The 24,995-nt window shown below is 72.4% G+C and carries 23 protein-coding genes; 17 read left to right on the top strand and 6 right to left on the bottom strand.

Annotation, left to right across the window (positions count from 1 at the left end; translation table 11 throughout):
* Positions 1 to 391: 391 nt before the first annotated feature.
* Complete coding sequence (locus AB0947_RS09445) at positions 392 to 2,149, bottom strand: phospholipid carrier-dependent glycosyltransferase (RefSeq protein WP_366749710.1); 1,758 nt, start codon at positions 2,147 to 2,149, stop codon at positions 392 to 394.
* 148 nt (positions 2,150 to 2,297) lie between these two features.
* Between AB0947_RS09445 and rsmI the strand changes: the two genes are divergently transcribed.
* The 6 genes from rsmI to AB0947_RS09415 all read left to right on the top strand — a co-directional run bounded on the left by rsmI (position 2,298) and on the right by AB0947_RS09415 (position 8,064).
* On the top strand, positions 2,298 to 3,146 hold the full coding sequence (gene rsmI / locus AB0947_RS09440; protein WP_351790207.1) for a 16S rRNA (cytidine(1402)-2'-O)-methyltransferase: 849 nt from the start codon (positions 2,298 to 2,300) through the stop codon (positions 3,144 to 3,146).
* Between the two features lie 239 nt (positions 3,147 to 3,385).
* Complete coding sequence (locus tag AB0947_RS09435) at positions 3,386 to 3,763, top strand: hypothetical protein (protein ID WP_366749709.1); 378 nt, start codon at positions 3,386 to 3,388, stop codon at positions 3,761 to 3,763.
* 49 nt (positions 3,764 to 3,812) lie between these two features.
* Complete coding sequence (locus AB0947_RS09430) at positions 3,813 to 4,712, top strand: TatD family hydrolase (protein ID WP_366749708.1); 900 nt, start codon at positions 3,813 to 3,815, stop codon at positions 4,710 to 4,712.
* Between the two features lie 165 nt (positions 4,713 to 4,877).
* Positions 4,878 to 6,233 (top strand): ubiquitin-like domain-containing protein, encoded by a 1,356-nt coding sequence (locus AB0947_RS09425; protein ID WP_366749707.1) that lies wholly within the window; start codon positions 4,878 to 4,880, stop codon positions 6,231 to 6,233.
* A 59-nt stretch (positions 6,234 to 6,292) separates the two neighbouring features.
* Positions 6,293 to 7,174, top strand: a complete 882-nt coding sequence (gene rsmA, locus AB0947_RS09420) for a 16S rRNA (adenine(1518)-N(6)/adenine(1519)-N(6))-dimethyltransferase RsmA (protein WP_366749705.1) — start codon at positions 6,293 to 6,295, stop codon at positions 7,172 to 7,174.
* On the top strand, positions 7,171 to 8,064 hold the full coding sequence (locus tag AB0947_RS09415; RefSeq protein WP_366749704.1) for a 4-(cytidine 5'-diphospho)-2-C-methyl-D-erythritol kinase: 894 nt from the start codon (positions 7,171 to 7,173) through the stop codon (positions 8,062 to 8,064). Before rsmA ends, AB0947_RS09415 begins: the two co-directional genes overlap by 4 nt.
* 12 nt (positions 8,065 to 8,076) lie before the next feature.
* Here the strand turns inward: AB0947_RS09415 and AB0947_RS09410 are convergent, their stop codons facing one another.
* Complete coding sequence (locus AB0947_RS09410) at positions 8,077 to 8,694, bottom strand: Uma2 family endonuclease (RefSeq protein ID WP_366749703.1); 618 nt, start codon at positions 8,692 to 8,694, stop codon at positions 8,077 to 8,079.
* A 183-nt stretch (positions 8,695 to 8,877) separates the two neighbouring features.
* On the opposite strand from AB0947_RS09410, the gene AB0947_RS09405 reads away from it, so the two are divergent.
* The 4 genes from AB0947_RS09405 (at position 8,878) to AB0947_RS09390 (ending at position 15,587) form a co-directional block, all read left to right on the top strand.
* Positions 8,878 to 10,686 (top strand): ABC-F family ATP-binding cassette domain-containing protein, encoded by a 1,809-nt coding sequence (locus AB0947_RS09405; protein WP_366749701.1) that lies wholly within the window; start codon positions 8,878 to 8,880, stop codon positions 10,684 to 10,686.
* Positions 10,687 to 10,921: 235 nt separating this feature from the next.
* The gene (locus tag AB0947_RS09400; RefSeq protein WP_366749700.1) at positions 10,922 to 12,814 is read left to right on the top strand and encodes a PQQ-binding-like beta-propeller repeat protein; all 1,893 of its coding nucleotides are present in this window, start codon (positions 10,922 to 10,924) and stop codon (positions 12,812 to 12,814) included.
* A 103-nt stretch (positions 12,815 to 12,917) separates the two neighbouring features.
* Positions 12,918 to 14,738 carry a PQQ-binding-like beta-propeller repeat protein gene (locus AB0947_RS09395; RefSeq protein ID WP_366749699.1) on the top strand — a complete coding sequence of 607 codons (1,821 nt, stop codon included), beginning with the start codon at positions 12,918 to 12,920 and terminating at the stop codon, positions 14,736 to 14,738.
* A 159-nt stretch (positions 14,739 to 14,897) separates the two neighbouring features.
* Complete coding sequence (locus AB0947_RS09390) at positions 14,898 to 15,587, top strand: response regulator transcription factor (RefSeq protein WP_366749698.1); 690 nt, start codon at positions 14,898 to 14,900, stop codon at positions 15,585 to 15,587.
* A gap of 188 nt (positions 15,588 to 15,775) precedes the next feature.
* Here the strand turns inward: AB0947_RS09390 and AB0947_RS09385 are convergent, their stop codons facing one another.
* Together AB0947_RS09385 and AB0947_RS09380 are read right to left on the bottom strand one after the other, a co-directional pair.
* Positions 15,776 to 16,123 (bottom strand): hypothetical protein, encoded by a 348-nt coding sequence (locus AB0947_RS09385; protein WP_366749697.1) that lies wholly within the window; start codon positions 16,121 to 16,123, stop codon positions 15,776 to 15,778.
* A 20-nt stretch (positions 16,124 to 16,143) separates the two neighbouring features.
* Positions 16,144 to 17,835: a sodium:solute symporter family protein gene (locus tag AB0947_RS09380; RefSeq protein WP_366749695.1), complete on the bottom strand. Its 1,692-nt coding sequence runs from the start codon at positions 17,833 to 17,835 to the stop codon at positions 16,144 to 16,146.
* A gap of 194 nt (positions 17,836 to 18,029) precedes the next feature.
* On the opposite strand from AB0947_RS09380, the gene galT reads away from it, so the two are divergent.
* The 5 genes from galT (at position 18,030) to AB0947_RS09355 (ending at position 22,072) form a co-directional block, all read left to right on the top strand.
* Positions 18,030 to 19,091 carry a galactose-1-phosphate uridylyltransferase gene (gene galT / locus AB0947_RS09375; RefSeq protein ID WP_366749693.1) on the top strand — a complete coding sequence of 354 codons (1,062 nt, stop codon included), beginning with the start codon at positions 18,030 to 18,032 and terminating at the stop codon, positions 19,089 to 19,091.
* Positions 19,088 to 20,050, top strand: coding sequence for a UDP-glucose 4-epimerase GalE (gene galE, locus AB0947_RS09370; RefSeq protein WP_366749691.1), 963 nt, complete (start codon positions 19,088 to 19,090; stop codon positions 20,048 to 20,050). Before galT ends, galE begins: the two co-directional genes overlap by 4 nt.
* Positions 20,050 to 21,204: a galactokinase gene (gene galK / locus AB0947_RS09365; RefSeq protein WP_366749690.1), complete on the top strand. Its 1,155-nt coding sequence runs from the start codon at positions 20,050 to 20,052 to the stop codon at positions 21,202 to 21,204. Before galE ends, galK begins: the two co-directional genes overlap by 1 nt.
* Before the next feature lie 178 nt (positions 21,205 to 21,382).
* Positions 21,383 to 21,565: a hypothetical protein gene (locus tag AB0947_RS09360; RefSeq protein WP_366749688.1), complete on the top strand. Its 183-nt coding sequence runs from the start codon at positions 21,383 to 21,385 to the stop codon at positions 21,563 to 21,565.
* Positions 21,566 to 21,601: 36 nt separating this feature from the next.
* Positions 21,602 to 22,072: a hypothetical protein gene (locus tag AB0947_RS09355; protein WP_366749686.1), complete on the top strand. Its 471-nt coding sequence runs from the start codon at positions 21,602 to 21,604 to the stop codon at positions 22,070 to 22,072.
* Between the two features lie 6 nt (positions 22,073 to 22,078).
* Here AB0947_RS09355 and AB0947_RS09350 read toward each other — a convergent pair whose 3' ends face one another.
* A complete protein-coding gene (locus AB0947_RS09350) occupies positions 22,079 to 22,534 on the bottom strand; it encodes an N-acetyltransferase (RefSeq protein ID WP_366749945.1) in 456 nt (151 codons plus the stop codon).
* Positions 22,535 to 22,843: 309 nt separating this feature from the next.
* Between AB0947_RS09350 and AB0947_RS09345 the strand changes: the two genes are divergently transcribed.
* On the top strand, positions 22,844 to 23,611 hold the full coding sequence (locus AB0947_RS09345; protein ID WP_366749685.1) for a response regulator transcription factor: 768 nt from the start codon (positions 22,844 to 22,846) through the stop codon (positions 23,609 to 23,611).
* Here the strand turns inward: AB0947_RS09345 and tamR are convergent.
* Entirely contained in the window at positions 23,570 to 24,067 is a 498-nt protein-coding gene (gene tamR, locus AB0947_RS09340) for a MarR family transcriptional regulator TamR (protein WP_014673201.1), read from the bottom strand. The two genes, AB0947_RS09345 and tamR, sit on opposite strands and share 42 nt — an antisense overlap.
* A gap of 88 nt (positions 24,068 to 24,155) precedes the next feature.
* Here tamR and AB0947_RS09335 point away from each other — a divergent pair, with 88 nt between their 5' ends.
* Complete coding sequence (locus AB0947_RS09335) at positions 24,156 to 24,968, top strand: trans-aconitate 2-methyltransferase (protein WP_366749684.1); 813 nt, start codon at positions 24,156 to 24,158, stop codon at positions 24,966 to 24,968.
* Positions 24,969 to 24,995: the final 27 nt, after the last annotated feature.

Here is a 24,995-nt window from a genome sequence, read left to right as displayed (position 1 = left end):
TGGTGGCGCCTAAACCTGGCTGCACTGGGCCCAAGTCGAGCTTGAGTTAAGGCAGCTTTGTTCCGCGGCGCGGGCAAACATCTTCGGCCCAATGCCGAGATCTGTCGCGGTCGCTGAGTGATCACTGGGCCGTCAGACGGTCGCTCGTATCGGGGCGGCACCGGGAAGAACGCCTGCATCGTCTCTGTGGGGCCGTTGTGGGGGCCACATGCCTTAGACCCCTCGTAGGCGCAGGTCGCCTCCGACGAGTCGCGCGGGCTGTGAATCTGCCGTGCTGCCTTGGCCGGGCCGTCTCCGGGCCGTCCGAGGGCGGCCAGCATCAACCACTAACGACCAACAACGGCCGGGAGGGCGCGGCCGTCGGCCGCGCCCTCCCAGTGGGTCTGCCCAGCTAGACCCAGGTGTCCAGCCACATCCGCGCCCGCCAGGAGTCGATCGGGATCGCCGTGCCGGTGTACAGCGGCCAGAAGTAGATGAAGTTCCAGGCGATCAGGAGGACCAGGACGCCCGCCGCCGAGGCGCCGATCACGCGGCGGGTGTCGGTCGAACCCCGGGGGCCGAGGATCGCGCCGATCATCATCGTCACCGCCAGGCACAGGAAGGGCAGGAAGACGACCGCGTAGAAGAGGAAGATCGTCCGCTCCTGGTAGTGGAACCAGGGCAGGTACCCCGCCGCGATGCCGCAGGCGATGGCGCCGGCCCGCCAGTCCCGGCGGAACGCCCAGCGCCACAGCACGTACAGGATCGCGAAGCAGGCCGCCCACCACAGCAGCGGCGTGCCGATCGCCAGCACCTCCCGCGCGCACTTCTGGCCCGCGTCCACCGGGCAGCCGTCGGCGCCGGGGGAGGGGGACTCGTAGAAGTACGACACCGGGCGGCCCAGCACGATCCAGCTCCACGGGTTGGACTGGTACGTGTGCGGCTGGTCCAGGTGGACGTGGAAGTTGTACACCTCGTGCTCGTAGTGCCACAGGCTGCGCAGCCAGTCCGGCAGGAAGGACCAGGTGCCGCCCCTGCCGTCGGTGGCCGCCCAGTTGCGGTAGTAGCCGCCCGTGCCGTCGGCCGGGGAGAGGATCCAGCCCGTCCAGGAGGCCAGGTAGACCACCAGCGCCACCGGGACCGTCGCCAGGAAGGCGGCACCGGTGTCGTACTTGAGGACGGCGAGGTACGGGCGGCGCGCGCCCGCCACCTTGCGGGTGCCGGCGTCCCACAGGACCGTCATCACGCAGAACGCGGCCAGGACGTACAGCCCGTTCCACTTGGTGCCCACGGCCAGGCCCAGCATCACCCCGGCCGTCCAGCGCCACGGGCGCCACCCGAAGCGGAAGGTGTCGGCGACCCGCTCCTCGGGCCGTACCCGCCCGTCCGGCCCGGCCGGCAGCGCGGCGGCCAGCCGCTCCCTGGCCCGGTCCCGGTCGACGACCAGGCAGCCGAACGCGGCCACCACGAAGAACATCAGCACGCCGTCGAGCAGCGCGGTCCGGCTCATCACGAAGTGCAGGCCGTCCACGGCCATCAGCGCGCCCGCCAGGCAGCCCAGGAACGTCGAGCGGAACATCCGGCGGCCGATCCGGCACAGCAGCAGGACGGAGAGCGTGCCCAGCAGCGCCGTCATGAACCGCCAGCCGAACGGGTCGAACCCGAAGAGCAGCTCGCCCAGCCCGATGACGTACTTGCCGACCGGCGGGTGCACCACGTACGCCGGGTCCGTCGGGATCGCCAGGTGCCCGTGCTGCTGGAGCACCATGTCGTTGGCGCTCTTGCCGTACCGGTCCCAGCTGACCTCGAAGCCGCGGTGGACGAGCGCCCACGCGTCCTTCGCGTAGTACGTCTCGTCGAATATCACCGCCCGCGGGCTGCCCAGGTTCCAGAACCGCATGACGCCCGCCATCAGCGTCACCAGCAGCGGCCCGCCCCAGCCCGACCACCGGGTGAGCCGCTCGGCCAGGAGCGGCGGCACGCCGAGCGCCCGCCACAGCCGGGGGCTCGGCTCGGCGTACGGCGGCACCAGCCGGTCGCGCACGTCGCCCGAGGGCGCGTCCGTGGCCGGCGCGTACCCGAATCGGCGCAGCCGACGCTGCCACGACGGCCGGCGGTCGTGCGGTGCCTGGTCCTGCCGGAGGTCCATGGAGGACGCGGTAGTGGTCACCGCGCCATCGTAGGGAAACGTCCTGTGCGAGTCCCGTGCATGTGCGGTACCGGTCGGGACACGGTCGGCTCCGTCCCGCTCCCGGCCGCCCGGCGACGGCCCCGGGATCCCGGGCGGGCGGCCCGGGATTCCCTGGGAGGATGGGGGTGTGACTGGAACCCTTGTCCTGGCAGGTACCCCCATCGGCGACATCGCGGACGCGCCGCCCCGGCTCGCCGAGGAACTGGCCGGCGCCGACGTGGTCGCCGCCGAGGACACCCGGCGGCTGCGCCGGCTCACCCAGGCGCTGGGCGTCACGCCGAAGGGCCGCGTGGTGTCGTACTTCGAGGGCAACGAGTCGGCCCGCACCCCCGAACTGGTCCAGGAGCTGCTCGGCGGCGCGCGCGTGCTGCTGGTGACCGACGCCGGGATGCCCTCCGTCTCCGACCCCGGCTACCGCCTGGTCGCCGCCGCCGTCGAGCAGGACATCCGGGTCACCGCCGTGCCGGGGCCGTCCGCCGTGCTCACCGCGCTCGCCCTGTCCGGGCTGCCCGTCGACCGCTTCTGCTTCGAGGGCTTCCTGCCCCGCAAGGCCGGCGAACGGCTGTCCCGGCTGCGCGAGGTCGCCGGCGAGCGGCGCACCCTCGTCTACTTCGAGGCCCCGCACCGGCTCGACGACACCCTCGCCGCCATGGCCGAGGTCTTCGGCGCCGACCGGCGGGCCGCCGTCTGCCGCGAGCTGACCAAGACGTACGAGGAGGTGCGGCGCGGTCCGCTGGCCGAGCTGGCGCGGTGGGCCGCGGAGGGCGTGCGCGGCGAGATCACCGTGGTGGTCGAGGGCGCGCCCGAGACCGGGCCCGAGGAACTGGACGCCGAGGAGCTGGTGCGCCGGGTACGGGTCCGGGAGGAGGCCGGCGAGCGCCGCAAGGAGGCCATCGCGGCGGTTGCGGCGGAGGCGGGACTGCCGAAGAGGGTCGTGTTCGACGCGGTGGTGGCGGCCAAGCGCGCCGCCGGGTGAGCCGGGCCGTCGTACCGGCCCCCCGCGCCCCCGCGGAGCGCCGCCGCGCGCCCCATGAGGGGGCAAAAGGCTGGCGTCGATGGCAAAGCACAGCCGTCTCATTCGCGACCGTTTGGCAAGCGATGTCCAAATCGCCTCCAACACTCGACAGCCCTGCTGCGCCCGCGCCGGTGGAGGCGTCCACTGGTCGAAGGGACGCACCCGTCCAGAGGGACGCACCCGTCCGACAGGGAGCTGGCATGAGTGACATAGCAGGGCGGACCGGCCTTCGCGCCACAGCCACAGCCGTCGTTCACGAGTCGTACTCGTTCGCCTGCATGCGCTGCGGGCACGGCTGGGAGCAGTCGTACGAGATAGAGCACCACACGAACGCCCAGGGGGAGGAGTTCGTGCTGTACGTGGCCGACGGCCAGGTCGTGCCGTCGCCGCTGAGCCGGCCGTCCTGCCACAACTGCGACGGCCATGTCGTACGGATCATGCGCGCGGGCCAGGTCTCCGCGGTGCGCGGCACGGCCGAGCGGCAGCACCACCCGGTGCCGCAGGCCGGCCCGGTCGGCACGCCGCACCACTGGCACCTGTCCGACCTGCTGCACCCGTTCCAGCGCAAGGCGGGCTGAGCGGATCGCCGGCCGTTCGACGGCATGCCCCTTTCCGTAGGATCGGAGCATGCCTTCGAACGCCGGTCACAGCCCCAAGGACGCCGACAAGAACGCGGCACCGCCGCTGCCCCAGCCCTTGGCGGTGCCCGTCGCCGACTCCCACACCCACCTCGACATGCAGTCCGGCACGGTCGAGGAGGGCCTGGCGAAGGCCGCCTCGGTGGGCGTCACGACGGTCGTCCAGGTCGGCTGCGACCTCAAGGGCTCGCAGTGGGCCGCCGAGACGGCGGCGGCGTACGAGAACGTCCACGCCACCGTCGCCCTCCACCCCAACGAGGCCCCGCGCATCGTCCACGGCGACCCGGACGGGTGGTCGCGGCAGGGCGCCCGGGAGCCCGGCGGCGACGCGGCGCTGGACGAGGCCCTCGCCGAGATCGACCGGCTGGCCGGGCTGCCGCAGGTGAAGGGCGTCGGCGAGACGGGCCTGGACCACTTCCGCACCGGCCCCGAGGGCAAGGCCGCCCAGGAGCGCTCCTTCCGCGCCCACATCGAGATCGCCAAGCGGCACGGCAAGGCGCTCGTCATCCACGACCGCGACGCCCACGCCGACGTCCTCAGGATCCTGAAGGAGGAGGGCGCCCCCGAGCGCACCGTCTTCCACTGCTACTCCGGCGACGCCGAGATGGCCCGGATCTGCGCCCGCGAGGGCTACTTCATGTCCTTCGCCGGCAACGTCACCTTCAAGAACGCCCAGAACCTGCGCGACGCCCTCGCCGTCGCCCCGCCGGAGCTGGTCCTGGTGGAGACCGACGCCCCCTTCCTCACCCCGGCGCCGTACCGCGGACGGCCCAACGCGCCGTATCTCGTTCCGGTCACGGTCCGCGCGATGGCCGCCGTGCGCGGGGTCGACGAGGACGCGCTGGCGACGGCCCTCGCCGCGAACACGGCCCGCGCCTTCGGCTACTGACCGCCCGTTCCGGGGGCCGGACGTCCGGACGGGCCGCCCGTCCGGGGCACTGACCACCCGTTCGAGTCGCCACCGTCCGTAGTCGCGTCGCTTTGGAGAGTGACCGGCGCTCCGCTAGGTTCTGGGGGCCCGATCCGGACCCCCTGGCCCCTGGAGCGTGTCGGCGTGAGCACGTCGCCGTACGAGACGTACGACCCCTACGGCCCGGACGCCCCCGTCCCCACCGCGGAGACGCTGCCGTTCGGCATCCATGAGGACACCTACCGGCCCGCCTACGAGGCCGAGGCGTACTTCGTCACCGAGCCGGCGCCGCCGCTGCCCCGGCAGACGCCGGCCCCCGGGGCCGAGGTGTCCGAGGAGGCGGAGGAGGCGGAGGAGACCGGCGGGCGGGTCCCGCGCCGGCGCCGGACCCGCTACGGCGAGCGCCCGGACTCCACCGTGCGCCGTCTGCTGCCGCAGGCGCTGGTCGTGGCCTTCCTGGCCGGCGGCACCACCGCCTTCGTCGCCAACGACAAGGCGGTCGAGCTGAGCGTCGACGGCAGGCAGCGCAGCCTGCACACGTTCGCCGACGACGTGAGCGAACTGCTCGCCGAGGAGGGCGTACGCGTGGGGGCGCACGACATGATCGCGCCCGCCCCCGGCACGGCCCTCGCCAGCGGCGACGCGGTCGCCGTGCGCTACGGGCGCCCGGTGCGGCTCACCCTGGACGGCCGCAGGCGCGAGGTGTGGACGACGGCGCGCACGGTGGAGGGCGCGCTGGACGAGCTGGGGGTGCGCGCCGAGGGCGCGTATCTGTCGACCTCGCGCTCCCAGCGCATCGGACGCGCGGGGCTCGCGCTCGACGTGCGCACCGAACGCGCGGTCACGGTCCTGGCGGACGGCCGGACCCGCACCATCCGCACCAACGCGGCCACCGTCCGGGAAGCGGTCGAGGAAGTCGGGATCACGCTGCGCGGCCAGGACACCACCTCCGTCCCGCCGGACAGCTTCCCGCGCGACGGGCAGACGGTGACCGTGCTGCGGGTGAGCAGCACCCGGGAGATCCACGAGGAGCAGATCCCGTTCGCCGTCGAGCGGACCGCGGACCCCACGGTCTTCCAGGGCACCGAGGTCGTCGCACGGCCCGGGCAGCCCGGACTGCGCCGGACCACCTATCGCGTGCGCACCGTCAACGGCGTACGGCAGAGACCGCGGCCCGAGAGGTCCGAGGTGGTGCGCGAGCCGCGCGCACAGGTGATCAAGGTGGGCACCAAGCCCCGGCCGCCCGCCGTGAGCGACGCCGACGGCCTGAACTGGCGGGCGCTCGCCGCCTGCGAGTCCGGCGGCCGGCCCGACGCGGTCGACCCCTCCGGGACGTACGGCGGGCTGTACCAGTTCGACACCCGCACCTGGCAGAGCCTCGGCGGCACGGGCCGTCCCCAGGACGCCTCGGCGGAAGAACAGACGTACCGGGCGAAGAAGCTGTACATCCGGCGGGGGGCGACCCCGTGGCCGCATTGCGGGGTGAGGCTGCGGGGGTAGGGACCCCGGGTCCGGCGCACCTGGCAACCCGGCCCGGTACGGCCCCGTACCCTTGTCCCGTGAGCAGCCCCACCCCAAGCCCCACCCCCGATTCCCTCCTCGGTCCCGCCGACATCCGCGAACTCGCGGCGGCGCTCGGTGTCCGTCCCACCAAGCAGCGCGGCCAGAACTTCGTGATCGACGCCAACACGGTCCGCCGTATCGTCCGTACCGCCGAGGTCCGCCCCGACGACGTGGTCGTCGAGGTCGGCCCGGGGCTGGGCTCGCTCACCCTCGCGCTGCTGGAGACCGCCGACCGCGTCACCGCCGTGGAGATCGACGACGTCCTCGCCGCCGCCCTCCCCGCCACCGTCGCCGCGCGCATGCCGGACCGCGCCGACCGCTTCGCGCTGGTCCACTCCGACGCCATGCACGTCACCGAGCTGCCCGGACCGGCGCCGACGGCCCTGGTGGCGAACCTGCCGTACAACGTCGCCGTCCCCGTGCTGCTGCACATGCTCGACACCTTCCCGAGCATCGAGCGGACGCTGGTGATGGTGCAGTCCGAGGTCGCCGACCGGCTCGCCGCCGCGCCCGGCAACAAGGTGTACGGCGTGCCGTCCGTGAAGGCCAACTGGTACGCCGACGTCAAGCGGGCCGGGGCCATCGGGCGCACCGTCTTCTGGCCCGCGCCGAACGTCGACAGCGGGCTGGTGTCCCTGGTGCGGCGGGCCGAGCCGGTCAAGACCACCGCCTCCAAGGCCGAGGTCTTCGCCGTCGTCGACGCGGCCTTCGCCCAGCGCCGCAAGACCCTGCGGGCCGCGCTCGCCGGCTGGGCCGGGTCCGCGGCGGCGGCCGAGGCGGCCCTGGTCGCGGCCGGAGTCTCGCCGCAGGCGCGCGGGGAGTCGCTGACGGTGGAGGAGTTCGCGCGGATCGCCGAGCACAAGGAGGCGGGCGCGTGAGCGTCACGGTCCGGGTCCCCGCCAAGGTCAACGTCCAGCTCGCGGTCGGCGCCGCCCGCCCCGACGGCTTCCACGACCTCGCCAACGTCTTCCTCGCCGTCGGCCTGTACGACGAGGTCACGGTGACCCCCGCGGACGAGCTCCGGATCACCTGCGCGGGCCCGGACGCCGCCCAGGTCCCGCTGGACCGCACCAACCTCGCCGCGCGCGCCGCGATCGCGCTCGCCGCGCGCCGGGGGATCGAGCCGAACGTCCACGTCCACATCGCCAAGGACATCCCGGTCGCCGGTGGCATGGCGGGCGGCAGCGCGGACGGCGCGGGCGCGCTGCTCGCCTGCGACCGGCTGTGGGGCACGGGTGCCTCGCGCGCCGAACTGCTCGCGATCTGCGCCGAGCTGGGCAGTGACGTGCCGTTCAGCCTGGTCGGCGGGGCGGCGCTCGGGGTGGGGCGCGGTGAGCGGCTGACGGCTCTGGAGGCCGGCGGCACCTTCCACTGGGTCTTCGCGATGGCGGAGCGGGGGCTGTCGACGCCGGCGGTGTTCCGGGAGTTCGACCGGCTGGCCGAGGGGCGGGAGATCCCGGAGCCGGTGGCCTCGGCGGAGCTGGTGGCGGCGCTGGCGAAGGGGGACGCCGAGGCGCTGGCCGCGTCCGTCTCCAACGATCTCCAGCCGGCCGCGCTGTCCCTCTTCCCCGAGCTGGCCGGCACGCTGGCGGCGGGGCGCGGGGCGGGTGCGCTCGCCGCGCTGGTCTCGGGTTCCGGGCCTACGACGGCCTTCCTGACGCGGGACGCGGAGTCGGCGGAGAAGGTGGCCGGGGCCCTCTGGGCATCGGGGACGTGCAGGGCGGTGCGGGTGGCGGCGGGGCCGGTGGCGGGGGCGACGGTGCTCTGAGCGGTGGGCGGCTCAGAGGGAGTCGATCTCCGTCAGGTCGATGTCGATGTCGAACGGGACGGACAGCTTCAGCCGGTCGTGGTGGATGCCAGTGACGGTGTAACTCTTGGCCACCGGATCACGCTCATACACGTAGACGACCGGCCGCTCGTCCTCTCCCACCATCTCCACCAGCCAGAAGTGATCGATCCCCGCAGCTGCGTACTTGCGCGGTTTGGTGTCACGGTCGCGGGACTCCGAATCCGGCGAGACCACCTCCACGGCGAGGAGGACATCGGCGGCTCGGAACGAAGTCTGGCTGCGGCTGGCAACCGCCTCTGAACGGAGCACGGAGACGTCCGGCTCGGGCCCGTTTTTGCGGTCGATGACAACGGTCATTTCGCGGCGGACCTTGAACTTCGTAGGCACTGTACGGCGGAGGCCACTCACCAGCAGGTCGATGACAATGCTGTGGAAATCCCGCTGCGGGCTCACGAAGACCAGGCTCCCGTCGATCAACTCGGTATGCGGCGGGAGGTCGGGCAGGGTGAACAGGTCATCCACCGTCCAGCCGTTCGCCGGAGGCACCGGCCACCGCCAGGACGGCTCGTCGTCGGGCGCGGCGGCCTCGGAGATCGGCTCGGCGGTCATGGTTCCTCCCATGGACGGGATCCTGCGGCCTGCCTTCCCACCGTAGCGACCCTTTCCCGATCACGTCATCACAAAGAGTGACAACCCCCTCGCGCCCCGCCCCCACCCCCGCAGGCCCTACGCTAGAAGGCTGACCCACGCGGCGGAGCCGCACACCGTCACAGCCCCGCGCACAGGAGTGAAATGGCCGTCAACCTGGTCAATGTCGAGAACGTCAGCAAGGTGTACGGCACCCGTGCCCTGCTGGACGGTGTCTCGCTCGGTGTGCAGGAAGGGGACCGGATCGGGGTCGTCGGACGCAACGGCGACGGCAAGACCACCCTCATCCGGATGCTCGCCAAGCTGGAGGAGGCCGACACCGGGCGGGTCACGCACTCCGGCGGACTGCGGATCGGCGTGCTCACCCAGCACGACTCCCTCGACCCCGCGGCCACCGTGCGTCACGAGGTCATCGGTGACATGGCCGACCACGAGTGGGCCGGCAACGCCAAGGTCAGGGACGTTCTGACCGGGCTGTTCGGCGGACTCGACCTGGCGGGCTTCCCGAAGGGGCTGGACACCGTCATCGGCCCGCTGTCCGGTGGCGAGCGGCGCCGGATCGCGCTCGCCAAGCTGCTCATCGAGGAGCAGGACCTGCTCGTCCTGGACGAGCCCACCAACCACCTCGACGTCGAGGGCATCGCCTGGCTCGCCCGGCACCTGCAGAACCGGCGCTCGGCGCTGGTGTGCGTGACGCACGACCGGTGGTTCCTGGACCAGGTGTGCACGCGCATGTGGGACGTGCAGCGCGGTGACGTGTACGAGTACGAGGGCGGCTACTCCGACTACGTCTTCGCCCGTGCCGAGCGCGAGCGGATCGCCGCGACCGAGGAGGTCAAGCGGCAGAACCTGATCCGCAAGGAGCTGGCGTGGCTGCGGCGGGGCGCGCCCGCCCGCACCTCCAAGCCGCGCTTCCGCGTGGAGGCCGCCAACGAGCTGATCGCGGACGTGCCCCCGCCCCGGGACAGCAGCGAGCTGATGAAGTTCGCCTCCTCCCGGCTCGGCAGGACCGTCTTCGACCTGGAGGACGTCACCGTGCAGGCCGGGCCGAAGGTGCTGCTCAAGCACGTCACCTGGCAGCTCGGCCCGGGCGACCGGATCGGCCTCGTCGGGGTCAACGGCGCCGGCAAGACCTCGCTGCTGCGCGCCATGGCCGAGGCCGCGCGGACCGAGGGCGAGGAGCAGCCCGCCGGCGGCCGGATCGCCGTCGGGAAGACCGTCAGGCTCGCCTACCTCTCCCAGGAGGTCGCCGAACTCGACCCGGCATGGCGCGTGCTGGAGGCCGTGCAGCGGGTCCGGGAGCGCGTCGACCTCGGCAAGGGCCGCGAGATGACGGCCGGGCAGCTGTGCGAGACGTTCGGGTTCGGCAAGGAGAAGCAGTGGACGCCGGTCGGGGACCTCTCCGGCGGTGAGCGGCGGCGGCTGCAACTGCTGCGGCTCCTCATGGACGAGCCCAACGTCCTCTTCCTGGACGAGCCCACCAACGACCTCGACATCGAGACCCTCACCCAGCTGGAGGACGTCCTCGACGGCTGGCCCGGCTCGATGATCGTCATCTCCCACGACCGGTTCTTCCTGGAGCGGACGACGGACCGGGTGTTCGCCCTGCTCGGCGACGGCACGCTGCGGATGCTGCCGCGCGGCATCGACGAGTACCTGGAGCGACGGCAGCGGATGGAGGAGGCGGTCGCCGCGCAGACCGCCGCCGCGGCGCCCAAGCCGGTCACGCAGGAGAGGAGCGCGGCCGACCAGCGCGCCGCGAAGAAGGAACTCCAGAAGATCGAGCGCCAGTTGGACAGGATCTCCGAGAAGGAGTCCAAGCTGCACGCCCAGATCGCCGACAACGCCACCGACTTCGCGAAGGTGGCCGGACTCGACGCCCAGTTGCGGGACCTCGCCGGGGAGCGCGAGGAACTGGAGCTGCGCTGGCTGGAACTGGCGGAGGACGCCTGATCCCTGACGCCCGCTCACGCGGGGGGCGCGAGCGCCGCGTGAAGGGGGCGTGAACGCGCGTAACGACGGCATCACGGGCCGGTCGTCCCTTGGGAACAGGGGAGGACACGGCCCCGTGTGCTGTCTGTACCGGGTGATAGAAAGAGCCGTCTGAGAACAGTCTGAGAACGACCTTGAGTCCGTCACGAACCTCAGGGCGTGGCTAAAAATCAGTGAACGAGGGGGAAGAGCGCTGATGACTCAGCCGCCCGGCCAGCCGCCGCACGGCGCATTCGGCCCGCCGCAGGACCAGCCGCCGGGGGACCAGCCTCCGCAAGGCCAGTCTCCGCAGGACCAGCCGCCGCAAGGCCGGCCTCCGCAGGCCGGTGGTTTCGGCCCGGCCCCGACGCCGCCGGCGCAGGGCGGTTCCGGTGCCGCTCCCCAGACGCCGCCGGCCCAGGGTGGTTTCGGCCCCGCTCCCCAGGCCCCGCCGGTCCAGGGTGGTTTCGGCGCGCCCCAGCCGCCCGCTGGTCCTCCGCAGCAGCCCCCGCAGCCCCCGCCGGGCTACGGCTATCCGCAGCCGGGCCCGTACGGCGCCGCCCCCGGCCCCTACGGCTACCCGCAGCAGCCCGGCCCGTACGGCGCCCCGCCGCCCGGCTACGGCCACCCGCAGCAGGCGCCGTACCCGGGCATGCCCGGCGCCGCGCCCGGCGGGCCCTTGGACGGCAAGCGGGCCTCCCGGAAGAAGACCGCGCTGATCATCGGCTCCGCGGTGGCCGCGCTGTTCGTCATCGGATGCACGGTGTTCGCGGTCACCGGCGACGACAGCGGCGGGGGCGGCACGAAGAAGCCGGTCGCCCGGCAGAGCGACGACCCCAAGAACTCCGCCACCGCCTCGCCGACCACGTCCGGCGGCGCGGACCCGGAGAACCTCAACGAGGGCCGCCGGCCCGGCGAGGCGAAGGTGCTCTGGTACAAGCCGGCGCCCGACGCCCCGGCCTCCGGCGCCGACGCCCCCGGCATGTGGATCACCGGCGGCACGGCGGTGAAGGCGGCCTACAAGCAGGTCTTCGCCTTCCGTACCGGGGACGGCGGCACCGCCTGGGGGCCGCTCGCCCTCCCGCAGAAGATCTGCGCGGTCACCCCGCAGAAGTCGGCCGACGACAAGATCGTCGTGGCGTACATGAACGGCGCCGGCGACCGCGCCAAGTGCAACCAGCTCCAGCAGCTCGACCTGCGCACCGGCGAGAAGGGCTGGAGCGCCGAGGTCGCCGACGGTGGGCTGTTCGACAGCGCGCTCAGCGTCGAACTGACGGTCAGCGGCAAGACGCTGATGGTGGGCCGGTCGCAGTCGGGCACCGCGTACGACATCGACAGCGGCAAGAAGCTGTACGACAAGAAGAAGTACGGCGCGGCCTGCTTCCCGGCCGCCTTCGCGGGCGGCACCGGCCGGCTGATCCAGGTGGCCTCCTGCGGCGCCGGCACCGCCAAGGAGCACGAGGAGATCCAGGAACTCGACCCGGCGACCGGCAAGGTGCGCTGGACCCAGACGGTCAAGAAGGGCTGGGAGGTGACCCGCGCCTACTCGGTCGACCCGCTCGTGGTCTACCTGACCAACCGGGACAAGAAGGCCTGGAACATCTCCACGTTCACCGAGGACGGCACGTTCCGCTCGGAGGTGAAGGTGAACGAGAAGTTCGCCCCCCGCTGCGGCTGGGCCGTCCTCCAACGCGAGCTGCAGGGCTGCCAGGGCGTCGCGGTCGACGCCGGCATGCTCTACCTGCCCACCGACTCCACCGTCAGCGCCAACGAGATCGTCGCCATCAGCCTCTCCGACGGCAAGGCGAAGTGGCGGGTGAAGTCCCCGGCGGACCGGCCGATGGCGCCGGTGAGGGTTGAGGGCGGCAAGCTCATCGCGTACGTGCGGCCGTCGTACGACGCGGGCGGCCAGGTGGTGTCGGTGCCGGTCACCGGCTCGTCCCACAGGACCACCAGGCTCCTGCAGAACCCGCAGGGCGCCGCCGACGCCGAGGACACCTTCTACGACGGCGTCGTGGACTGGGCCGGCGGGCGGTTCTTCATCTCCTCGGGCCGGCTGTCCGGCGACGACCACTCGAAGGAGAAGCTCATGATGGCCTTCGGCAACTGAGCCCGGCGCGCCGCCCCGGCCGGCCCCCGCGCCGGCCGCGGCCCGTCCTTCCCGAGTCCCGCCCGCCGTACGGCCTTCCGAGCGTCACCGAGGTACCCGCGCCATGACCCAGCCGCCCCAGCCGCCCCCGAACCAGCCCCCCAACCAGCCGCCCGGGAACCAGCCGCCGGCCCAGCCCCCGCAGCCGCCGGCCCAGCCTCCCCAGCCCCCGCAGCCGGGGTACGGCTATCCGCCGGTCCCGCCCCCGCAGCCGCCGCAGCCCGGTTACGGCTACCCCGGCGCGCAGCAGAACCCGTACGCGCAGCAGCCCCCGGCCCCCACCGTCCCGCAATTCCCCGGCTACGGCGCCCAGCCGCACAACCCCTACGCCCAGCCCACGCAGCCCATGCAGCCGGCGCAGGGCGGGCAGCCGGGGTACGGCTATCCGGGCCAGGGGCAGCCGCCGACCGTGCCGATGGCGCCCCAGCCGGGGGCGGGCGGCGGCGGGCGGAACAACGCCGTGCTGTTCATCGTCGTCGCGGCGGCCGTCGCCATCGCCCTGATCATCGGCGGCGGCATCTGGTACGCCAGGTCCTCCGGGGACGACGGCAGGCACGGCACCGCGTCCTCCGGCGGCGGCACCGGCGGCCCGGACGACAAGGGCTCCGGGGGCACCGGCGGCGGCAAGGAGAAGGCGCCCGCCGACCCGTCCGCCCGGCTGCTCTTCGGGGTGCCGCTCCCCAAGGCGGACGACACGGTCAGCACCGCGGGCTCGTGGCTGACGGACACGGTGTACGCCAAGAGCGGCATCGCGAAGATCACCGGCTACGACCCGGTGAAGGGCACCGAGCTGTGGACGGTCAAGCTGCCCGGCCCGGTCTGCGCGGCCAGCAAGCACGTCGACGGGGACGGCCGGACAGCGGTCGCCTTCCAGCCGAGGATGCCGGCGAAGGGCTCGTCCGCGGGATGCAGCCAGGTGGCCGCGATCGACCTCACCGCGGGGAAGAAGCTGTGGACGAAGTCGGTCAAGTCCGGTGACTACCCGGTCAACTTCGCCAATGTGACGGTCGCTCAGCACACCGTCGCGGTCGGCGGCACCGACGGCGGCGCCGCGTTCGACATCGAGTCCGGCAAGACGCTGTGGCAGCCGAAGCCGGACGACACCTGCCACGACGAGGGGTACGGCGGCGGCACCCGGCTGGTCGCGGTGCGCAAGTGCGGCGCGTACGACGACCCGCAGCTCGACATCCAGACCATCGACCCGGTCAGCGGCAAGGTGATCTCCGGGTACAGGATGCCGAACGGTGTCGCGTACGCCTCCGTCGTGTCCACGGACCCGCTGGTGGTCGCGGCCGACGTCGGGCAGAGCGCGGGCGACGGCAGCGGTGTCTCGGACTACTTCTCCATCGACGACAGGACCGGCAAGCTGCTCGCCCGCATCCCGGCGCCCGGCGACACCTACGGGGGCCGCTGCGACGGCACCACCCGCATCGAGGACTGCCGGCAGATCGTGGCGGGCAACGGCAGGCTGTACCTGATGACCGAGGCGCACGACGGCAAGGGCGAGTACACCCGGACCAACGAGATCGTCGCCTTCGACCTGAGGACCGGCAAGCCGACCGGCCAGCGCGCCGAGGCCGGCGACGGCTACACGCTCTCCCCGCTGCGCATGGACGGCGGCAGCCTGATCGCCTACAACGCGCCGCCGTACAACAGGGGCGGCCAGGTCGTCAGCATCGACGGCGGCTCGTTCAAGGTGACCAAGCTGCTGGAGAACCCGTCCACCAAGAGCGTGCGGGACTCCGAGGCCAACCTGCTGCCGGAGTACGCCGAACTCCGCTTCGGCAAGGGCCGGCTGTACATGTCCGCCGTGTTCGCCAAGGAGCGGGACATGTCGTCGTACAGCAAGGAGTACCTCGTGATGGCGTTCGGCGCGGACGGCTGATCCGCCGGCCTCACCTGAATGAGTGACTTGCCGAGAAGTGCCCCGGATTTCATCGATCCGGGGCACTTCTCATGAAGAGGGGCAGCGCGACGTCGAACAAGCGTGTAGCTTCCGGGGGCATGACGGGCGGGGGTGCCGGGGGGACTGGGGGGTTGCTCTATGGGAGTGCGGCTCATGGTCGTGGACGACCATCGGCTGCTCGCGGAGGCGCTGGCGTCCGCGCTGAAGCTGCGCGGCCACCGGGTGCTCGCCGCGGCGGCGCCGGCCGCGGGCGCGGCGGACCTCGTGATCGCGCGGGCGCCCGAGGTGTGCCTGCTGGGCACGGCGGCACCGGCCGAGCCGGGGATCTTCGACCCGGTGGTCAAGATCAAGCGGGAGCGTCCGCAGGTGGCGGTGCTGGTGCTGGGCCCGGTGACGGCACCGCGCGGCATCGCGGCGGCCTTCGCCGCGGGGGCGTCGGGGTACGTGCGGCACGACGAGCGGATCGAGGGGGTCGAGCGGGCCATCATGAAGGCCCGCGCCGGGGAGGCGGCGGTGGCGCCGCAACTGCTCCAGGGGGCCTTCGGTGAGCTGCTGAACCCGGCCGCGCAGCCCGATGACGAGGCCCAGCGGCTGCTGGAGATGCTGACGCCGCGGGAGGTGGAGGTACTGGTGCGGGTGGCCGACGGGGAGGACACGCGGCGGATCGCGGCGGGCATGGGCATCGCACCGAGCACTGCGCGTACGCACGTCCAGCGGGTGCTGATGAAACTGGGCGTGGGCTCCCGCCTGGAGGCGGCGGCCCTGGCGGCCCGGACGGGCCTCCTGGACCGAGCGGGCCCCGCGCGGGGCGTCGGCGGCCCCGGATAGGCACCCGCGGCCGAGGCAGCGCCCCGAAGGCGCGCGGGGAACCGCGCGACCGGCCGCGGCGTGCCCGCGGCCGGGGACGGCCCGCACCTCTACGGCGCCACCGCCCCCGGCCGGCAGTCACTCCGCGGGGAACCGCGCGACCGGCCCCCGCGCGCCCGCGGTCGGGACACGGCCTGTCGGCCCCGGACCTACTCCTTCTCCTCCGGCAGACCCTCCGGAGGAAGCGGCGGGGGAGTGGGCCGCAGCTTCAGCCAGGCCAGGAAGAAGACGCCCAGGAGCAGCATGGCGATCCCGGTCCAGAGATTGATGTTCACGCCCTGGGCCTTGTCGATCGCGGCCTGCGAGTCGGTTATCCCGGTGATCGTGACGATGACGCCGTAGACCACGAAGAGTCCGCCGATGATGCGCCGCAGGTCGAAGATGCGCGCCGCGGTCGCCGACTTGGTCTCCAGCTCGGAGACCTCCCGCAGGACGTCGTGCTCGGTGTAGTGCTGCGGGCGACGGGCCTGCTCGGGGTGCTCAGGATGCTCGGTCATGGTTCCTCGATCCTCCCGCGTCAGAACGAGAACGGGATGTAGCAGACGGCGGCCAGCACGACCGCGCCCCAGCCCAGCAGGGCCGGCTTGCGGTACCACGCGTCGTCGCCTGCGGCGGGCGCTTCGGACATACCGGGGGAGCTGGTGCCGTAGACCAGGCCCCGCAACTCCTCCACCGGCTTCGGCTTGGTGAACAGGGACACCGCGACCATTACCACCGCGCCGGCGACGAAGCCGGCGATGGCGGAGACGAAGTTGGCGCCCTGGTCGGTCGGGAGGGAGATGATGCCCTTCTTGTAGAGGACGAAGTAGTTGGCCATCGCGGTGACGGTGCCGGCGAGCAGGCCCCAGAACCCGGACTTCGCGGACGCCCGCTTCCAGAACATGCCGACGATGAAGACGACGAACATCGGCACGTTGAAGAAGGAGAACAGCGTCTGGAGGTAGCTCATGATGTTCGAGAACGAGGACGCCAGGAACGCCGTGCCGACGGAGGCGCAGACGCCGATCGCGGTGATCAGCCGGCCGAAGCGGACGTAGTAGCCGTCCTCGCGCCCCCGCACCACGTACTTCGCCCAGATGTCGTTGGTGAACACCGTGTTGAAGGACGACACGTTGGCCGCCATGCCCGCCATGAAGGCCGCCAGCAGACCGGTGACGGCGATGCCGAGCACGCCGTTGGGCAGCAGTTCCTGCATCAGGAAGGGGATGGCGTCGTTGTACTGGTAGCCGGAGCCGGCGCTGCCGAACTTCGGGACGATCGCGGCGGCGACCAGGCCGGGGATCATCACCAGGAAGACGATGAAGATCTTGGGGTAGGCCGCGATGAGCGGCGTGCGCTGACCCGCCGAGAGGTTCTTCGCGGACAGGGCGCGCTGCACCTCGGCGAAGTTGGTGGTCCAGTAGCCGAAGGAGAGCACGAAACCGAGGCCGAGGACGATGGTCAGCCAGTTCGCGCCGAGCGGGTTGGCGTGCCCGATGCCGGTGCCGCCCCAGGCGGTGGTGAAGTCGGCGCCGTGGGCCGCGGTCAGCTTGTCGGTCAGGCCGCCCCAGCCGCCGACCTTCTTCAGGCCGAGGATCGTGATCGGGATGAGCGCGGCCAGGATCACGAAGAACTGGAGGACCTCGTTGTAGATCGCCGAGGACAGGCCGCCCAGGGTGATGTACGCGAGGACGAACGCGCCGGCGACGACGATGGCGACCCACTGCGGCCAGCCGAGCAGGGCCTGGACGACGATCGCGAGGGCGTAGAGGTTGACGCCCGCGATCAGGATGGCGGCGAACGCGAACAGGACCGACGCGAGCAGGTGGGCGCCGCGGTCGAAGCGCAGCAGCAGGAACTCGGGGACGGAGCGGACCTTGCTGCCGTAGTAGAAGGGCATCATCACCAGGCCGAGGAAGACCATGGCGGGGATGGCGCCGATCCAGTACCAGTGGACGGTGTAGGCGCCGTACTGGGCGCTGTTCGCGGCCATGCCGAGGATTTCGGTGGCCGCCAGGTTCGCCGAGATGAAGGCGAGGCCGGTGATCCAGGCGGGCAACGAGCGTCCGGAGAGGAAGAAGTCGAGGCTCGTCTTGACCGAGCGGCGGGCGGCGAAGCCGATGCCCAGGACGACGACGAAGTAGATCGCCAGGATCGTGTAGTCCAGCCAGTTGGTGGGGAGCCGTAGCTCCGCCGCCAGGTAGGTGGGGGCGTATGTGGGGGTTTGCATGAGAACTCGCTTCGTTGCGCGAACTGATCCAGAGCGGAACCTACGCCGCCGTGTTCGATATTTGAACACTCTGGCTGGTGTTCTTTGTTTGATTGTGATCGACCGAGGAGTTGTGGAGTTGTGGTCTGTTATGTTTGTTTGTGTTGAGTGATTGGGTGCGGACACACCCGTAGGGCCCGAACAAGGAGTCCGGCGTGAAGAAGACCTCGACCCGGCTGGCCGACGGTCGTGAGCTGATCTACTACGACCTGCGGGACGACACCGTGCGCGACGCGGTCGACCGGCGCCCGCTGGACCGTACGGTCACCACGTCCGAGATCCGCCGCGATCCGCTGCTCGGCGACTCGGTCGCCGTGGCCTCGCACCGCCAGGGCCGCACCTACCACCCGCCCGCCGACGAGTGCCCCCTGTGCCCCACCCGCGGCGACCGGCTCAGCGAGATCCCGGACTCCTCGTACGACGTCGTCGTCTTCGAGAACCGGTTCCCCTCCCTCGCCGGCGACTCCGGCCGCTGCGAGGTCGTCTGCTTCACCTCCGACCACGACGCCTCCTTCGCGGACCTGAGCGTCGAGCAGGCGCGGCTGGTGCTGGACGCGTGGACGGACCGCACGTCGGAGCTGTCGCATCTGCCCTCCGTCGAGCAGGTGTTCTGCTTCGAGAACCGCGGCGCCGAGATCGGCGTGACCCTCGGTCACCCGCACGGGCAGATCTACGCCTACCCCTTCACCACCCCGCGCACCGCGCTGATGCTCCGCTCCCTCGCCGCCCACAAGGAGGCCACCGGCGGGGAGAACCTGTTCGACGCGGTCCTGGAACGGGAACTCGCCGGCGAGCGGGTCGTCCTCGAGGGTGAACACTGGGCGGCCTTCGTGCCGTACGCGGCGCACTGGCCGTACGAGGTCCACCTCTACCCCAGGCGCCGCGTGCCCGACCTGCTCGCGCTCGACGAGGCCGCCCGCACAGAATTCCCCCAGGTCTATCTGGAACTCTTGAGGCGCTTCGACCGGATCTTCGGCGAGGGTGAGCCTGCGACGCCGTACATCTCGGCCTGGCACCAGGCCCCGTTCGGCGCGCTGGAGGAGTTCGACGGTGTCACGCGCGACGACTTCGCGCTGCACCTCGAGCTTTTCACCATCCGCCGTACTTCCGGCAAGCTGAAGTTCCTCGCGGGTTCCGAGTCCGGCATGAGCGTGTTCATCAACGACGTGCCGCCGGAGCGCGCGGCCGAGCGACTGCGAGAGGTAGCGAGTTCATGAAGTACCTGGTGACGGGTGGCGCGGGATACGTCGGCAGTGTCGTGGCCCAGCACCTGCTGGAGGCCGGCCACGAGGTCACCGTCCTCGACAACCTCTCCACCGGCTTCCGCGAGGGCGTCCCGGCCGGCGCGGCCTTCATCGAGGGCGACATCCGCGACGCCGCCAAGTGGCTCGACCCGTCCTTCGACGGCGTGCTGCACTTCGCCGCGTTCTCGCAGGTCGGCGAGTCGGTGGTGAAGCCGGAGAAGTACTGGGACAACAACGTCGGCGGCAGCATGGCCCTGCTCGCCGCGATGCGCGAGGCCGGCGTCCGCAAGCTGGTCTTCTCCTCCACCGCCGCCACCTACGGCGAGCCGGAGCAGACCCCGATCCCGGAGACCGCGCCGACGCGGCCCACCAGCCCCTACGGCGCCTCCAAGCTCGCCGTCGACCACATGATCACCGGCGAGGCGCACGCGCACGGCCTGGCGGCGGTCTCCCTGCGCTACTTCAACGTGGCGGGCGCGTATGGCGCGTACGGCGAGCGGCACGACCCCGAGTCGCACCTGATCCCGCTGGTCCTCCAGGTCGCCCAGGGCCGCCGCGACGCGATCTCGGTCTTCGGCGACGACTACCCGACCCCCGACGGCACCTGCATCCGCGACTACATCCACGTCGCCGACCTGGCCGAGGCCCACCTGCTGGCCGTCCGCGCCGCCACCCCGGGCGAGCACCTGATCTGCAACCTCGGCAACGGCAACGGCTTCTCCGTCCGCCAGGTCATCGAGACCGTCCGCGAGGTCACCGGCCACCCGGTCCCCGAGGTGGTGGCCCCGCGCCGGGGCGGCGACCCGGCCGTCCTGGTCGCCTCCGCGGACACCGCCCGCGAGAAACTGGGCTGGAACCCGACCCGCGCGGATCTCGCGGGCATCGTCGCGGACGCGTGGCAGTTCGCGCAGAACATCTCGAAGGAGCACTAGTGGGTGCAGAGCAGGTCGCGGAGCGCTTCGCCGAGCTGTACGGGGCCGGACCGGAGGGCGTGTGGGCGGCGCCCGGCCGGGTCAACCTGATCGGTGAGCACACCGACTACAACGACGGCTTCGTCATGCCGTTCGCGCTGCCGCACCAGGCGGTCGCCGCGGTCTCCCGCCGCGACGACGGCGTCCTGCGCCTGCACTCGGAGGACGTCGAGGGCGGGGTCGTGGAGCTGCGGCTGGACGCCCTCGCCCCGGGGACCGACCGGGCGTGGACGGCGTACCCGGCGGGCGTGGTGTGGGCGCTGCGCGAGGCGGGTCACGAGGTGACCGGCGCCGACGTCCACCTGTCCTCCACGGTCCCGACGGGCGCGGGCCTGTCCTCGTCGGCCGCGCTGGAGGTCGTGATCGCCCTGGCCCTGAACGACCTGTACGACCTGGGCCTGCAGCGCTGGCGGCTGGCCCGCCTGTGCCAGCGGGCCGAGAACGTCTACGTCGGCGCGCCGACCGGGATCATGGACCAGACGGCGTCGGCCTGCTGCGAGCAGGGCCACGCGCTGTTCCTGGACACCCGTGACCTGTCCCAGCAGCAGATCCCCTTCGACCTCGTGGCCGGGGGTCTGCGCCTGCTGGTGGTCGACACCCAGGTCAAGCACGCCCACAGCGGCGGCGAGTACGGCAAGCGGCGGGCCGGCTGCGAGAAGGGCGCGGCCCTGCTCGGCGTCGACGCCCTGCGGGACATCCCCTACGACGGCCTGGACGCCGCCCTCGCCCGCCTCGGCGACGAGGAGGAGATCGTCCGCCTGGTCCGCCACGTCGTCACGGAGGACGAGCGGGTGGAACGCACCGTCGCGCTCCTGCGCGCCGGCGACACCCGCGCCATCGGCCCGGTCCTCACCGAGGGCCACGCCTCCCTGCGCGACGACTTCCGCATCTCCTGCCCGGAGCTGGACCTGGTCGTCGACACGGCCCTCGCCACCGGCGCCCTGGGCGCCCGCATGACCGGCGGCGGCTTCGGCGGCTCGGCGATCGTCCTGGCGGAGGCGACCGACGTCGACACCCTGACCAAGGCGATCGAAGAGGCGTTCGCCACGGCGGACTTCACGACTCCCCGAGTCTTCGAAGCGGTCCCCTCGCCGGGGGCCCGGCGACTGAGCTGACGCCCGTCCTCCCGACCGGCCCCGTACTCGATCACCGTGTACGGGGCCGGCGCCGTCACCGGCCCCATGCCCCCGAGGCCAACTGCCCTGTCCTGCACGGGATGTGGGCGCCCAGTAAGGTGCATGCCTGTCACCGCCGTGCCCGGCGGTGGACCAGGAGAGGCGGGGGAGACCACACATGGCGTGGGAGGAGTGGGACCAGCTGAAGGCCCAGGCGGCCGCTCGGCATTCCACACGCATGCAGCTCAACCAGTACCCGGCCGGCCAGGGCGGGGGCGGTACTCAGGGAGACCTTGTCGTAGGACACAAGGATCTCGAAGAGGTGGGCAAGGCCCACGAGCTTTCCGACGGGATCGGCTGACTTTCCCGCACACCTGCCGCGCTACGGGGACCGCTGATGGAGGACGACGAGATCCGCTCACGCTTCGACGGCCGGGGCCACGTCGAGATCAGGGGCCCGGTGTCCGTGAAGGCCCGGGCCGAGGAGATCGCGGACGCGCTCGGCTACCGGCTGGTCGCCACGGAGGAATCGCGCGGCGCCGGGCTCGCGCTCGGGTTTCGCACTCCGCTCAGCGTGCGGCTGCTCTTCCGGCGCGACGACGACCCCCGGGCTCGCCGCCGGGCCCAGCGGACCATCGAGCGGCTGCGGGCGGGCGGCCCGATCCTCGGGGGAGAGGAACTGCCGCCGCCCCCACCACCGGCCCCGCCCCCGCCGCTGACTTCCCGGCAACCGGCACCTCGCCCCCGGCGCTCGTTGGAGCCCCAGCCGCCTCCGCCCGCACCGTCGGGCCCGCTCGGCCCCCGGGTTCCGTCCCGACCGCCCTATCCGCCTCCGCCCCCGCCGCCCCCGCCGGCAGCGGTGGAGTGAGTCCCGTCAGCCCAGTCGCTTCGTCAGTGTGTACTCCGTGATCCCCGGCGGGTAGTCGGGGATCACGCACACCACCTCGTAGCCCTGTCTCCGGTAGAAGTCCGGGGCCTGGAAGTTCCAGGTCTCCAGGCGGGACGCCGTGCAGCCGCGGTCGGTCGCGGCGATGCGTTCCGCCTCCGCCAGCAGGCGGGTGCCGAGGCCCGCGCCGCGGTGTGCGGTGTCCACCCAGAGGTAGGTGACGTGCAGCCAGGTCGTCCAGGTGTGGCCGACCAGGCCGCCCGCCAGGTCGCCCGCGGTGTCCAGGGCCCACAGGTGGAGGGGCGTCTCGCGTTCGCCGGGCGTGCCGCGCAGCGCGGCCAGGACCGGGGACGCCGCCGTGTTGGTCTCCCGCAGCCGTGCACGGAGCAGATCACGTCGCTCTTTGTCGACTTCCGCCTCAATACGAAACATGCGGCACACCATAAACGCGCCGGACGGCCAGTTCTGCAATTCGCCTTCCGCTGCGTGCTGCCATCCGTACTCTGTGGAGCAGCACCGGTGGGGGCCGGTGCCGCTCAGGGGGCGAGACAGGCGGGTACGGCGCCCGCGGTGGGGGTAACAGTGTCCGCAACGGCGGCGGCCGTGCGGCGCGCGTCCCCTGTCCGCGGGTGCGGTACCCGCGCCGGTCGTCGCTTTCCGGATCCATTCCGGGCTTTCCGGACCCACCAATTCCACAGCTTTCCGGACCTTGGGTATCCCCTGCTCCACGCGGAGTCTGGGGAAGGGGGTTACGTGGTTCGCATCCGAGTCCTGGTCGTGGACGACCACCGCATCTTCGCCGAGTCGCTGGCCGCCGCCCTGGCCGCCGAGCCCGACGTCGACGTCTCCGCCGCCGGCAGCGGCCCGGCCGCGCTGCGCTGCCTGGAGCGCGCGGCCGGCGAGGGCCGGCGCTACGACGTCCTGCTGGTCGACGCCGACCTGGGCGGCCGGCTGCCCGGCGCCCGCCCGGCCGTGCCGGTGCAGGCGGGCGACGAGGAGGGCCTGGTCGACGGGATCTCGCTCGTCACCGGGGTCCGGGCCGCCCACCCCGCCGTACGGACCGTCGTCCTCGCCGAGAAGGACGACCCGCGCCGCGCCGCCCTCGCGCTCCAGGCCGGGGCGTCCGGCTGGGTCGCCAAGGACTGCTCGCTGTCCCGGCTGCTGACGGTGATCCGGGGGGTGCTGCGCGACGAGACGCATCTGCCGCCCGCGCTGCTCACCGGTGTGCTGAAGGAGCTGACGGCGGCGCGCAAGCACCGCACCGAGAGCGAACGGCTGGTGGAGTCCCTCACCCCGCGCGAGCGGGAGGTGCTGCGCTGCATGGTCGCGGGGCTCGGCCGCAAGGCCGTCGCCGAGCGGCTGTTCCTCTCCCCGCACACCGTCCGCACCCACATGCAGAACGTCCTCGGCAAGCTGGGCGTCCACTCCACGCTGGCCGCCGTCGCGCTGGCCCGGCGGGCCGGAGTGGGACCGGTGGACCTAACCGGGGATGTTGTCGAACGGGGCGGTCAGCTGGCGTAGCAGGCCGGCCAGTTCGGCGCGCTGGGCGCGGGACAGCTCGGCGAGGATCGCCCGCTCCTGCTCCAGCAGGCCCGCCAGCGCCTGGTCCGCGCGGTCGCGGCCCTCGTCGGTCAGCCGGACCAGCACGCCCCGCCGGTCGCTGGGGTCGGGCAGCCGCTCGACCAGGCCCTTCTTCGCCAGCCGGTCGATGCGGTTGGTCATCGTGCCCGAGGTGACCAGCGTCTGGGTGAGCAGCTGGCCGGGCGAGAGCTGGTACGGCGTGCCCGCGCGCCGCAGCGCGGTCAGCACGTCGAACTCCCAGGGCTCCAGCTGGTGCTCGGCGAAGGCGAGCCGGCGGGCGCGGTCGAGGTGCCGGGCGAGTCGGCTCACCCGGCTGAGCACTTCCAGCGGCTCCACGTCGAGGTCCGGACGCTCCCGGCGCCACGCTGCGACCAGCCGATCGACCTCGTCCTCCATGGAGATCAGTGTAGTGGTTGTGTCGACGTGAAGTCTCTTGACGTCGAGTCTCTTGACATCGAGAGAAATGGGCGGGGACAGTGGTGCCATGACGACGCCCAGCTGGGACCCCGCCCAGTACCTCCGCCACGCCGGGCACCGGGCCCGGCCCTTCGCCGACCTCCTCGCCCGCATCCCGAGCCTGCCCGGCGACCCACCCCGCATCGCCGACCTCGGCTGCGGCCCCGGCAACGTCACCGCCCTGCTCGCCGACCGCTGGCCCACCGCCCGCATCACCGGCTACGACAACTCGCCGGAGATGCTCGACAAGGCCCACGTCGACCACGAGGGGCCCACGACCGGGGGCGGCCGGCTCGACTTCGCCCACGCCGACGTGCGGACCTGGACGCCCACGGAGCCGTACGACCTGATCGTCTCCAACGCCACCCTCCAGTGGGTGCCGGGCCACGCCGACCGCTTCGCCGACTGGATCGCCGCCCTGCGCCCCGGCGGCACCCTCGCCTTCCAGGTCCCGGACAACATCGACGCCCCGCTGCACGCCCTGATGCGCGAGCTGGCCGGCACCCCCCGCTGGCGGGGCCGCCTCGCCGGCCTGCTGCGCCGCACCGACTCCGTGCACGCCCCCGGCGCCTACCTGGACCGCCTGGCGCGCCTCGGCTGCACGGCCGACGTCTGGCAGACGACGTACTTCCACATCCTGCGGGGCGACGACCCGGTCCTGGACTGGGTCAAGGGCACCGGCCTGCGGCCCGCCCTGATCGCCCTCGCCGACGACCCCGAGGCACGCGAGGCGTTCCTGACCGAGTACCGGGACCTGCTGCGGGAGGCCTACCCGAGCGCGCCGTACGGCACGGTACTGCCGTTCCGCCGGCTGTTCGCCGTGGCCGTGAAGGACGCCTGAGCGCGGTGGAAGAGGCCGGCGTGGTCA

The organism is Streptomyces sp. NPDC047841 (assembly GCF_040704085.1).
In the GTDB taxonomy this organism is placed as follows: Bacteria; Actinomycetota; Actinomycetes; order Streptomycetales; family Streptomycetaceae; genus Streptomyces; species Streptomyces argyrophylli.
The sequence above is the reverse complement of the archived record's forward strand: the minus strand, read 5'-3'. Positions and strand labels throughout refer to the sequence as shown.

Bases quoted from the DNA above. Each gene is read 5' to 3' on its own strand.
- AB0947_RS09335 (WP_366749684.1), top strand. From the start codon at position 24,156: ATGACGACGCCCAGCTGGGACCCCGCCCAGTACCTCCGCCACGCCGGG.
- AB0947_RS09430 (WP_366749708.1), top strand. From the start codon at position 3,813: ATGCCTTCGAACGCCGGTCACAGCCCCAAGGACGCCGACAAGAACGCG.
- galE (WP_366749691.1), top strand. From the start codon at position 19,088: ATGAAGTACCTGGTGACGGGTGGCGCGGGATACGTCGGCAGTGTCGTG.
- AB0947_RS09380 (WP_366749695.1), bottom strand. From the start codon at position 17,835: ATGCAAACCCCCACATACGCCCCCACCTACCTGGCGGCGGAGCTACGG.
- AB0947_RS09435 (WP_366749709.1), top strand. From the start codon at position 3,386: ATGAGTGACATAGCAGGGCGGACCGGCCTTCGCGCCACAGCCACAGCC.
- AB0947_RS09355 (WP_366749686.1), top strand. From the start codon at position 21,602: ATGGAGGACGACGAGATCCGCTCACGCTTCGACGGCCGGGGCCACGTC.
- AB0947_RS09385 (WP_366749697.1), bottom strand. From the start codon at position 16,123: ATGACCGAGCATCCTGAGCACCCCGAGCAGGCCCGTCGCCCGCAGCAC.
- AB0947_RS09350 (WP_366749945.1), bottom strand. From the start codon at position 22,534: ATGGTGTGCCGCATGTTTCGTATTGAGGCGGAAGTCGACAAAGAGCGA.
- AB0947_RS09360 (WP_366749688.1), top strand. From the start codon at position 21,383: ATGGCGTGGGAGGAGTGGGACCAGCTGAAGGCCCAGGCGGCCGCTCGG.
- AB0947_RS09390 (WP_366749698.1), top strand. From the start codon at position 14,898: ATGGGAGTGCGGCTCATGGTCGTGGACGACCATCGGCTGCTCGCGGAG.
- AB0947_RS09400 (WP_366749700.1), top strand. From the start codon at position 10,922: ATGACTCAGCCGCCCGGCCAGCCGCCGCACGGCGCATTCGGCCCGCCG.
- AB0947_RS09405 (WP_366749701.1), top strand. From the start codon at position 8,878: ATGGCCGTCAACCTGGTCAATGTCGAGAACGTCAGCAAGGTGTACGGC.
- AB0947_RS09395 (WP_366749699.1), top strand. From the start codon at position 12,918: ATGACCCAGCCGCCCCAGCCGCCCCCGAACCAGCCCCCCAACCAGCCG.
- tamR (WP_014673201.1), bottom strand. From the start codon at position 24,067: ATGGAGGACGAGGTCGATCGGCTGGTCGCAGCGTGGCGCCGGGAGCGT.
- AB0947_RS09410 (WP_366749703.1), bottom strand. From the start codon at position 8,694: ATGACCGCCGAGCCGATCTCCGAGGCCGCCGCGCCCGACGACGAGCCG.